Source organism: Deltaproteobacteria bacterium (genome assembly GCA_026388545.1).
GTDB lineage: Bacteria > Desulfobacterota > Syntrophia > Syntrophales > UBA2185 > JAPLJS01.
Genome location: JAPLJS010000082.1, coordinates 1 through 11032, shown reverse-complemented (window position 1 = coordinate 11032; position 11032 = coordinate 1). Strand labels below are relative to the sequence as shown.

Genomic DNA, 11032 nt, shown 5'->3' with positions numbered 1-11032 from the left:
TTGGATATTTCCTCGTCAAGGAACATGGGCATGTCTTTACGCGGCACCTCTATCCTGGCTATATTATCATGGTCTCTGTCTCTCAATTGCCGGATTCCAAAGCCTGCCAGGAATTCCTCAGCACGACCAACACGCTCAACTTTTTCTTTGGTGATTTGAGTGCCGTACGGGAACCTGGTTGAGAGGCAGGGAAGGGGGGGTTTATCCCACGTGGGGAGATTCATATCCTTCGATAGCGCTCTTATTTCCTCTTTTGTGAAGCCGGCATCCATGAGCGGGCTTCTGACGTGGAACTCGGAGGCGGCTCTCTTTCCCGGGCGGAAGTCCCGTTCGTCATCGCAAGTTGAACCGTCTATCACATAATTCAAACTGTGCTGCTGCGCCAATTCGAAAAGCTTTGTGAAGAGTTCCTTCTTGCAGTAGTAGCATCTGTCCGGGGGATTGGATGCGAAATCCGGATCGTCCAGTTCATTTGTGTGGACAATAATGTGCTTTGCGCCGATTAGTTCTGTATTTTTCCTGGCCTCTTCAAGTTCCTGGGGTGTATACGTCGCCGAACTTGCCGTAACCGCTATCGCCCTGCCGCCAAGGACGTTTGAGGCAACCTTGAGCAGGAAGGTGCTATCCGCGCCCCCGGAGTAGGCGACAAGTACACTTCGCATGTCAGACAGAATCGCTTCCAGCCGCTTCAGTTTTGAGGAAAGTTGCGTCATAATCTACAAAGCAAAAAGCCCCCTCCCTATATGAAAAGGGTAAGGAGGCTGACTTGCATACGAGACGTGTTTTTTTGAAATTTCCCTGTAACGTTGCTAAACATGCTGTCGTTTATCATTTTGGGCAACAGGTTGTCAACATGTGGACATTCAATGTGTAATTTTTTCTTTGACATAACTACCTGGCTGGAGTAATTTTACGACATTAGGTAGATATTGGTCGTTCACAATAACAATGTTGTGGAGGTATTCTGATGAAAAAGATAATAGTGTGCATGCTTGTAGTCACCATGACTGTTTTCATGATTGTGGGTTATATGTGGGCGGCAAGTTCTCCACCGGCAGTGGGTGGAATGCTGCCGGACATAAAACTTTCCATGCCAAAGGATTCCGCGGAAAAAAGCTATCTTGGTCTTGGTTTTTTCGGTTTCGGTTCTTTCAAGATTCCTGAGATTAAGGCCAGGTTGGTTATCGTCGAGATTTTCAGTATGTACTGTCCTTACTGTCAACATGAAGCGCCATATGTAAATCAGCTTTACGCAAAAATTGAACAGAATCCGGCTCTCAAGGGTAAGATCAAGATAATTGGTATCGGTGCGGGAAATACTTCCTACGAAGTTGGAACCTTTAAGAAAAAATACAACATACCGTTTTCCCTCTTTGCCGATGGAGATTATGTCATTCATGAAATAGTCGGGGAAGTGAGGACGCCGTACTTTATCGGCGTGAAAATAAATCCTGACGGTTCTCATCAGGTCATTTACTCCAAACTCGGTGCTTTTGAGGGAGTGGATCAATTTCTCGAAATGATGATTAAATTATCCGGTATACAGTAGGAGGTTTGAGATGAAGACATATACTAAACAAGTGTTATTAGTTCTGCTGATGGGAACATTTATCCTTAGTTTCCCGTTTGTTCCGACAGCGTACAGCTTGTCGGATGCGTATAAAAATAATATCTATAACCCGGGAATCCTCAAGCCGACAGACAGTGTTTTGAAGGTCAAGGTAGGGAAGCCTGCTCCTGATTTTACCCTCAAAGCGGTATCGGGGGAAATGATTTCTTTAAAACAGTATCGTGGTAAGAAAAATGTTGTCATCTCTTTTGTACCTGCGGCGTGGACTCCCGTCTGCTCAGACCAATGGCCGGGATATAATATCGTGAAGGATATATTTGATGAGCATGATGCCGTATTGCTGGGGATCACTGTTGACAATATACCTACCCTGTTTTCCTGGACGAATCAGATGGGCAATTTATGGTTTCCCGTGCTCTCTGACTTCTGGCCACACGGAAAGGTAGCCCAAAAATATGGAGTTTTACGATCCGATGGGGTATCCGAGCGAGCGCTGTTTGTCATCGATAAGAAAGGAATTATCCGTTATAGTGATGTTCACGATATAAACAAGAGACCATTATTTGAAGACCTCGTCAGGGCGCTGGAAAGGCTGAAGCAGTAACATAGTGAGCAGATTGTTTCCTAAGTAACGCTATTATGCTGTCATTTCGAGCAAAGCGAGAAATCATAACTAATGATGTTCTAAAGATTTCTACCTACTGTAGAGATTGCATGTGTTTAGCATACGATCTATTTGTAATTCCAGTATGTTGCATTACATCACATTTTTCACTTGACGAATACGCGTTTATGTATTACGAATAGTAAAAAAATAACACCGTATTATTTTTTTGTCTGCTGGTAGCACGATGTTGAGATTTATAACACTTTTTTCTTTTGGAGAATTTTATGCATATTCCTGACGGGTATCTCAGTCCCCAGACATATATTCCCCTTTATGGGGTATCGATTGCCATCTGGGGGATAGCCCTGAAAAAGATAAAAAAGGAGGTATCCTCCAAACATGTTCCCTATCTGGCTATTGCTGCCGCATTTTCTTTTCTCATTCAAATGTTCAATATCCCCATCCCCGGAGGTACAACGGGTCATGCCGTCGGCGCGGGTATTATCGCCTTGCTTTTGGGACCCTGGACAGCGGTCATTACCGTCTCCGTGGTTTTAATTATTCAGGCCTTTGTGTTCGGTGACGGCGGCATTACGGCCATCGGCGCCAACTGTTTTAATATGGCCATTGTCATGCCCTTTGTTGCCTTCTGGACATTCACCATGATAAAAGGAACGAAAAATAGTGGAGTGAGATTTATTTCAGCGGCCTTTCTTTCCGGGTATATCGGGCTCACTGCCGCTGCCCTGTCTGCCGCCTTCATGTTTGGTATTCAGCCTGTCATTGCGGCTGGCCCTGACGGCAGGCCCCTGTATGCGCCCTATCCCCTTTCCATTGCGATACCTGCCATGGCCATTGAACACTTGCTCCTGTTTAGTATTGTTGAGGGTGTTATGACTGTTGCGCTTTTGAAGTATTTTCTGAAGAATGAGTCGACGCTCATTTATGCGATCAGGGAGACTTCCTATGAAAAGGTTTGAGAAGAAACTCTGGCTGGGCCTTATCGCAATGGCGCTTTTGTCTCCCTTGGGAATTATTCTGCCGGAAAAATTTGGCGCCGAAGACGCCTGGGGTGAATGGGGTCTAAACACCCTAGAAAGGCTTCTCGGTTATATTCCGGAAGGGTTGAAGAGAACGGCGGATATCTGGGTGGCCCCCATACCGGACTATACCTTTGGTGGAGATGGCGCGTTGGTGACCACGAAAATTATTTCCTACATCGTGTCGGGTATCATTGGGATCATCCTGGCCTCCATATTTATGAAAATAATATCGAAGCTGTTATTCAAAGATGATAAATAAAATTCCCGATTTTCTTCTGTCTACACCCGCCCAAACACATGATCCGCACGAAAGGGGTTCACATAAACCTTCCTCTATCGACAAAGGAATAAAACGACTCTCGGAGATGATTACAACAGGCTATATAAATGTGGGGCAGGAAACGGGAAAAGGCCTATTCCGGAATCTTGATCCACGGGTAAAGGTAATATTCCTCGTCTTCTTTGTTGTTATCGTCAGCCTGAAAAAGGATATCTTTCCTGAGGTGGTAATTGCCCTCTTCGCTTTTCTGCTGATAGCCGTCTCACGGATAAATCTCCGGCGCTTTTATCAAAGAGTCATCGGCTTGACGTTTATTTTTGGGTTTCTTGTTACCTTTCCGTCTGCATTTAATGTGGTGACGCCGGGTGACATGATTTTCCATGTGATGACGTTGTCATATCCTTATGACTTCTGGATTTATCACATTCCGCGTGAGATAGGTCTCACAAGACAGGGAATTGACGGAGTCACCATGCTCTGTTTGAGAATGATGAACTCTCTCACCCTTTCCCTGTTAGTCCTTTACACAACCCCCTTTCACAGGTTTATCAAGGCCCTGCAGATATTTCGGGTTCCTGATACTTTTTTACTCATTATTACACTTTCTTACAAATACATCTTCATATTCGCCAAAACGGTGGAAAGCATGTACCTGGCGAGGAAAAGCAGGATGGTGGGAATGGTAAGAAACGACGAAGCCAGGATATGGGTTGCCGGCAGAATAGCGCATATGTTTAGAAAAACACTGTCCCGGTATGAGGAGGTATTCAAAGCAATGGTTGCAAGGGGTTTTGCTGAAGATGTGCGGCTTTCCGATTTCGGTGCATTGACAATAGTGGATAGGTTTTCATGCTGTTTCTTTTTTATCGCAGGAATATTTATTTTATGGATGTGAGGACTGCTTGTGGAAGATATTATCCTGATTGATGATGTAAGCTATAGTTATTACGAAAAGATCACGGCTTTATCCGGGGTTAGCCTCAGTATTTTCGAGGGCGAAAAATTTGCCGTTATCGGCTCGAATGGCAGCGGTAAATCGACCCTCCTGCAGGTTATGAACGGTCTGATTTATCCACGCTCCGGGGGGGTTTTCTTTCGGGGAAAAGAGGTTTCCGAAGAGTCGCTCCGGGAAAAGGCATTCCTGAAATCGTTCAGAAGCAGCGTGGGGTATGTCTTTCAAGATTCCGATGTTCATCTTTTCTGCCCTTCTGTTCTAGATGAGTTGATGTTTGGCCCGTTGCAGTTGGGACTCTCTGAAGATGAGGCTCATGAACGGGTGAGGGGTGTTATGGCGATGTTAGAGATATCTCATCTGCAGGATCGACCATCCTATATGCTGTCGGGAGGAGAGAAAAAAAGGGTCGCCATCGGTTCAATTCTCACTATGAATCCCCGTGTGCTCCTTCTCGATGAACCGATGAGCGGACTTGATCCGAGAACGAGAAGCTTCCTGATAGAGCTGATGATTCTCCTCAATGAGGCAGGGAAAACCCTCGTCATCGCTACCCACGACCTGTCTTTTGTGAGTGAAATGCAGTGCCGGGTTGCTGTCCTTTCTGAGGATCACCGCATTGAAAAAATCGGGACCGCCGATGAAATATTACACGATGAGGAGTTGCTGTTGAAGGTCAATCTCATCCACGAGCATATTCACTACCATGGTAAACATGCTCACATCCATATCCATTCGCATTACCTGTTTCACCGCCATGAAAAAAACCATGAGCATGGAGACGGAGATAGCCATGACAATGACCATTCTTAATACAATGCGTTTCAGTACGAAACCATTAAGAGTTATATTTTTTATTCTTATAATTGTTACCCATACATTTTTAACTACAAGTTTCGCCGCACACCCTCTCATCACTGACGATACAGGCACGCAGGGGAAGGGGAAATTTTTATTCGAACTGAACGGTCAAACAAGTTATGACAGAGAAAAGTCAAGCGATGATACCGGTACAAATATCATGACAAAGGGTAGAGAAAGCGAGGTCAAGGCAGCCCTTACCTATGGTATCATGGATAATGTTGATATTATCATGGGGTTTCCTTACCAGTGGAAAAAAGAGAAGGAAAACGATGCCACCACATCTGACGTAAGTGGTATAGCGGATATGTCGCTGGAGGTAAAGTGGCGCTTGTTTGATAAAGATGGTTTCAGTATTGCTCTCAAACCAGGGCTTACTCTGCCGGCGGGTAATAAGGGTAAGGATCTTGGGACCGGAAGGACAACAGGTACACTCTATTTCATTACTACAAAAGAAGTAAACCCTATGGTATTTCACGTGAATCTCGGTTATAAGAGAAATGAAAATCAGCTGGAGCAGAGGGAAGATATCTGGCATGCATCTCTGGCGGGAGAGATTAAGGTAATCAAAGACCTTAAGTTAGTTGCCAATATCGGTACGGAGAGAAATACCGACAAGGCCTCCGGTACTAATCCTGCCTATATATTAGGCGGATTCGTATATTCAATCAGGGAAAACCTGGATACTGACTTCGGCATCAAGATAGGCTTGAACGAAATCGAGAAAGACATTACTTTTCTTGGGGGAATAGCGCTGAGGTTCTAATTTGAAGAACATTAGCGGAATTTCTCACAGAACATGAGAACATGCATCAATATATGTTATCACATTAAAGTCCTCTGTAAGAAATAATAAAAGTGCAGCGGACCATTTCAAAAGTTTAACATCTTTATATTCTTTATTTTCTGCAACATTTCTTATTTTGGTCTTGCCTAATGAAAAAATGCTGCTGTAATTATTAAAGAACGATTCTACATCATGTTGCAGGTTATCAAATTTTTCCAAAAGCTCTTTTGCTTCCGGGGTTAAATGCAGTCCTTTACCCTGTCCGTCTGAACAGGTTAATTTTACACCCAGTCGCGCTTCCGAGGCCTTCAGACGTCCCCATGCTGCCCGGTAAGACATGTTCAATTTCTTTGCTGCTCCATATAAGCTGTGGTGCTCCTCTATGGCATGCAGTAGATCCTCCCGACCTTTACCGAAGATGGTCTTTCCGTTTCTTTCCAGCCATATTTTATGTCTGATTTGCATTTGTAAACCCCTAAAAATTAGAAGATTTATGTAATTATTAATTATATATGCTCAACATAACATAAACTTATCACAATGTACATAAAAAATATGTATTGATATATGTCATTTTTGACATATATCAATGAAATGTCTTGGTTTTCTGCCAAAAAAAAGTTGACAGTAACAGGAATAAGGTATATAGGAAACCGGTTTAAAAGTCTCGGAAAATGCCTGTGATCTGTTTTTTGATCCTCACTCAATCATCATGGATGTTTATGCAGAGATTTTTATCCCGCCTTTTATAAGCGAATGCTTCTCCGATCCACTCCTTCTAAAGAAGTTTTCCATGAAGGGTGGACATTAGGCATGATTGGAAACGATCCTGCCTCCCGTATTTGGAAAGGAGAATAGAGGAAATATGCTGGAGTAATATTTTCTAAACAAACTCTCAGAAAGGAGCACTTTTTATGGATGTTAGCAGAAGAGGTTTCTTAAAGATCTCCGGTGCAGTCTTGGCAACGAGTGGAATCGGCATCAGTCTGAAGCCGGTGTCCGCCCATGCCCAGCCACTGAAGGTCAAGTATGCAAAAGAGACCACAACCATTTGTCCTTACTGCTCCGTGGGATGCAGTATCATCGTATCGGCACGGGAAGGAAAGGTCATCAACACGGAAGGCGATCCGGACAGCCCCATTAACAAAGGTTCTCTGTGCAGTAAGGGCGGATCCATCTACCAGATGGCAGTCAATGAGAACCGTCTGGGGAAACCTCTCTATAGAGAACCCTACGCCGCGGAATGGAAAGAAGTGGAATGGGAATGGGCACTCGATAAAATTGCAGCAAATATAAAGAAGAGCCGTGATACGAGTTTCAAGTTCAAAAACGATAAGGGTGAGACAGTTAACCGAACGGAAGGTATCGCCTCCGTCGGCAGTGCCGCTATGGATCTCGAGGAGTGTTTCACCTATCAAAAATTCTTAAGGGGGTTGGGTCTGGTCTATATTGAACATCAGGCCCGTATCTGACACAGCCCGACTGTACCGGCTCTGGCAGAGTCGTTCGGACGCGGCGCAATGACAAACCACTGGGTTGATTTTAAGAATGCTGATGTAATTTTAATCATGGGAAGCAACCCCGCTTCCAATCATCCCGTTTCCTTCAAATGGGTACAGGAGGCTATGGACAAGAGGGGGGCGAAGGTGATCTGCGTGGACCCAAGGTTCACCCAGTCCGCTTCGAAGTCCCACGTGTATGCCCCCATGCGATCGGGAACGGATATCGCCATCCTCGGCGGTATGATCAAGTATATCATCGATAACAAGCTTTACTTCGAGGAATATGTAAAGAATTACACCAATGCCTCCTTCCTGGTAAATCCGGCCTTTAAAATGCCGGGCGATAACAACGGCGTCTATTCCGGCTTGGAAGGCAGCAAGTACAATAAGGATACCTGGTCTTATCAGACGGGCAAAGATGGGGTCATCAAGAAGGACCCAAGTCTTCAGGATTCCAACTGCGTGTTCCAACTCCTGAAAAAGCAGTATTCCCGTTATACCATTGATCTCGTGTCCAGGATAAGCGGGACACCCAAGGATAAGCTGGAAGAAATATATAAAATATATGGAAGTACAGGAAAACCGGATAAAGCCGGTGTTGAGCTCTATGCCATGGGCTGGACCCAGCATACCGTAGGCGTTCAGAACATCCGGACCATGTGCATCATTCAGCTCCTCCTTGGCAATATGGGCATCGCCGGCGGCGGTATCGCGGCCATGCGCGGCGAATCTAACGTCCAGGGCTCCACGGATCACGGCCTTCTGTTCCATATCTGGCCGGGCTATCTCGGAACACCGACGGCTTCCCTCGCAACCCTGAAGGCGTATAACGAGAAGCGGACACCCACCACAAAGGAGAAAAACAGCCTGAACTGGTGGAAAAATTTCCCGAAATATTCGGCAAGCTTTCTCCGGTCCATGTACGGGATGAATGCCACCCCCGAAGAGGCCTATGCCCTGATGCCAAAACTGGATGATGGGATGAATGCTTCCTGGCTGGTGCTCTTCGACCAGATGTATAAAGGCAAATTTACCGGTTTCTTCGCCTGGGGCATGAACCCTGCGTGTAGCGGCGCCCACTCGAATAAAACGAGACAGGCCCTGGGGAAACTGGACTGGATGGTCAATGTCAATCTCTTCGACAATGAAACGGGCTCCTTCTGGAGAGGTCCCGGCATGGATCCGACGAAGATCAAGACAGAGGTCTTCATGCTTCCCTGCGCCTCTTCTATCGAAAAAGAAGGAAGCCTTGCCAACAGCAGTCGGCTTCAACAATGGCGTTATAAGGCGGTCAATCCTCCGGGAATCGCCCTGCCCGACGGCGACATTATGAGTGAGATTTACTTCAAGGTCAAAGAACTGTACGAAAAGAAAGACGGTCCCCATAAAGAAGCCATCACGAAGCTGACATGGCCTTACGGTAAGAAAACGCCTTCCGGCCACTTCCATTATGATCCCCGTATAGTAGCCCAGGAGATCAACGGTTTCTTCCTTGAAGATAAGAAGGTGGAAGTTCCCAACAAGAAAGGGGAGTTCAAGGAATTTAAGAAGGGAGATCTTGTGCCAACCTTCGCCTGGCTCCAGGACGACGGATCAACCTCGTCGGGCTGTTGGGTCTATTGCGGCTCCGTGAGCGATAAGGGCATTCTCCCCATGCGGCGCGGGCAGAATGATCCCACCGACCTCGGTCTCTTCCCCGAATGGGCATGGAGCTGGCCGGTTAACCGCCGGATCATTTACAACGGCGCTTCCGTGGATTTGAACGGAAAACCCTGGGATCCCAAGCGTGCTGTCATCACTTGGACCGGCGAGAAATGGGTTGGCGACATCCCGGATGGCGCCGGCGATCCCGGTTCCGGACGGCCTCCTTTTATCATGAAGCCCGACGGCGTGGCCAGTCTCTTCGGCCCCGGTCTGGCGGACGGTCCTTTCCCCGAGCATTACGAACCCCTCGAATGTCCCGTGGAAAAGAATCTTATGTCGCCACAGAAGAACAACCCGGCAATCAAACGTTTCGACAAACCGGGCGTCGGCTCCGATATGGATGTGTACTCCGGAGTTACCAGTTGCGATCCCCGTTTCCCGTTTATCTGCAGCACCTACCGGGTCAGCGAACACTGGCAGACGGGAGTGCTCACGAGGTGGTGCCCGTGGCTGGCGGAGATGCAGCCGGGTATGTTCGTCGAGATGAGCGAGGAGCTTGCCAAAGAAAGGGGTTTTAAAAACGGTCAGAAGGTAATCGTGAAATCACCCCGTGGTGAGGTTGAGTGTACGGCCATTGTCACGCCGCGGTTCAAGCCTTTCAATATCGATGGCACCATCGTTCATGAAGTGGGTATTCCCTGGCACTTCGGCTGGATTACCCAGGCACGGCCGAAAAAGGCCTATAGCAAGATTGACAAAAAGCCTGAAGTATTTACGTATGGCGATGCGGCCAACCTGCTCACCCCGACGATCGGCGATGCCAATACAGGAATACCAGAGAGCAAGGCCTTTATGGTCAATGTCGTGAAGAAGGGGGTGAAGAAAAATGGCTGAGAAAATTAAACTATTCGATATATCGAAATGTACCGGTTGCCGTGGTTGCCAGCTGGCCTGCAAGCAGTGGAATCAGTTGGAGGCGAAGCAGACGAGGCACATGGGAACCTATCAGAATCCACCTGATCTCCAGGCGAATACCTACTTGCTGATGAGATTCCAGGAGATGTCGGACGACAAGGGCGGCGTGAAGTGGTTTTTCCGGCATAGCGCCTGTATGCACTGCACGGATGCAGCCTGCGTCAAGGTATGCCCGTCGGGAGCTCTTTACTATACAGACATGAAAACTGTCGGTGTAAACCATAGTAAGTGCATAGCCTGTAAGGAATGTATATCAGCCTGTCCCTTTGATATTCCCAGATACGACGATAAAACAGATAGAATCTATAAGTGCGACATGTGCGAGAGCAGGATCGGCAATAATCTGGAACCTGCCTGCGCGAAGGCTTGTCCCACGGGAGCGCTTCTCTGGGGAGATAAGGATAGTCTCCTGAAGAAGGCCTATAAGAGGGTAAAAGATCTGGGAGAAGGCGCCTCTGTGTATGGTGATAAGTACGTAAACGGCACGCATCTGGTGTATATCCTCCAGGAGAAGACGGCCGTATACTCTGCTCTTCCGACTAATCCCTCCGTGCCGCTCTCCATCGTGTTGTGGAAAGATGTACTGAAACCGCTCAGCCTCCTTGCGGCAGGCGGCGTTCTTGCGGGGTCATTCCTGCATTATATTATCCATGGGCCTAAAACCCCCGATGAAGATACTGCAACGAAGAAGGAAGGGGGTGAATAATCATGAAGAAAGGATTAATTCAGGCTACCGATTGGTATGAGAGACTGGTTCACTGGATGCTGGCGATTTCCTGCCTTATCCTGTGCTTCACGGGTCTGGGGATGA

At 46.9% G+C, this 11032-nt stretch carries 11 protein-coding genes and 1 riboswitch; of the genes, 9 read left to right on the top strand and 2 right to left on the bottom strand.

Annotated features, from left to right (window positions below):
* Positions 1 to 713, bottom strand: a 713-nt coding sequence (larE, locus tag NTW12_10345; GenBank protein MCX5846734.1) for an ATP-dependent sacrificial sulfur transferase LarE, incomplete at its 3' end; no start/stop codon positions are given.
* Between the two features lie 254 nt (positions 714 to 967).
* Between larE and NTW12_10340 the strand changes: the two genes are divergently transcribed.
* The 7 genes from NTW12_10340 (at position 968) to NTW12_10310 (ending at position 6079) form a co-directional block, all read left to right on the top strand.
* Positions 968 to 1549, top strand: coding sequence for a redoxin domain-containing protein (locus tag NTW12_10340; protein ID MCX5846733.1), 582 nt, complete (start codon positions 968 to 970; stop codon positions 1547 to 1549).
* A 10-nt stretch (positions 1550 to 1559) separates the two neighbouring features.
* A complete protein-coding gene (locus NTW12_10335; GenBank protein MCX5846732.1) occupies positions 1560 to 2174 on the top strand; it encodes a peroxiredoxin in 615 nt (204 codons plus the stop codon).
* 287 nt (positions 2175 to 2461) lie between these two features.
* Positions 2462 to 3157: a cobalt transporter CbiM gene (gene cbiM, locus NTW12_10330; GenBank protein MCX5846731.1), complete on the top strand. Its 696-nt coding sequence runs from the start codon at positions 2462 to 2464 to the stop codon at positions 3155 to 3157.
* The gene (locus tag NTW12_10325; GenBank protein ID MCX5846730.1) at positions 3144 to 3479 is read left to right on the top strand and encodes a cobalamin biosynthesis protein; all 336 of its coding nucleotides are present in this window, start codon (positions 3144 to 3146) and stop codon (positions 3477 to 3479) included. The genes cbiM and NTW12_10325 overlap by 14 nt, the downstream gene beginning before the upstream one ends.
* Positions 3469 to 4395, top strand: a complete 927-nt coding sequence (cbiQ, locus tag NTW12_10320; GenBank protein MCX5846729.1) for a cobalt ECF transporter T component CbiQ — start codon at positions 3469 to 3471, stop codon at positions 4393 to 4395. Before NTW12_10325 ends, cbiQ begins: the two co-directional genes overlap by 11 nt.
* A gap of 9 nt (positions 4396 to 4404) precedes the next feature.
* Positions 4405 to 5265 (top strand): ATP-binding cassette domain-containing protein, encoded by an 861-nt coding sequence (locus tag NTW12_10315; protein ID MCX5846728.1) that lies wholly within the window; start codon positions 4405 to 4407, stop codon positions 5263 to 5265.
* Positions 5159 to 6079 carry a transporter gene (locus NTW12_10310; GenBank protein MCX5846727.1) on the top strand — a complete coding sequence of 307 codons (921 nt, stop codon included), beginning with the start codon at positions 5159 to 5161 and terminating at the stop codon, positions 6077 to 6079. Before NTW12_10315 ends, NTW12_10310 begins: the two co-directional genes overlap by 107 nt.
* Before the next feature lie 24 nt (positions 6080 to 6103).
* On the opposite strand, the gene NTW12_10305 is transcribed toward NTW12_10310, so the two are convergent.
* Entirely contained in the window at positions 6104 to 6565 is a 462-nt protein-coding gene (locus NTW12_10305; protein MCX5846726.1) for a LysR family transcriptional regulator, read from the bottom strand.
* Between the two features lie 285 nt (positions 6566 to 6850).
* Positions 6851 to 6967, top strand: a riboswitch (molybdenum cofactor riboswitch).
* A gap of 47 nt (positions 6968 to 7014) precedes the next feature.
* On the opposite strand from NTW12_10305, the gene fdnG reads away from it, so the two are divergent.
* Positions 7015 to 10140: a formate dehydrogenase-N subunit alpha gene (fdnG, locus tag NTW12_10300; protein ID MCX5846725.1), complete on the top strand. Its 3126-nt coding sequence runs from the start codon at positions 7015 to 7017 to the stop codon at positions 10138 to 10140.
* Positions 10133 to 10927 (top strand): 4Fe-4S dicluster domain-containing protein, encoded by a 795-nt coding sequence (locus NTW12_10295; GenBank protein MCX5846724.1) that lies wholly within the window; start codon positions 10133 to 10135, stop codon positions 10925 to 10927. The genes fdnG and NTW12_10295 overlap by 8 nt, the downstream gene beginning before the upstream one ends.
* The last annotated feature ends 105 nt before the right edge of the window (positions 10928 to 11032 follow it).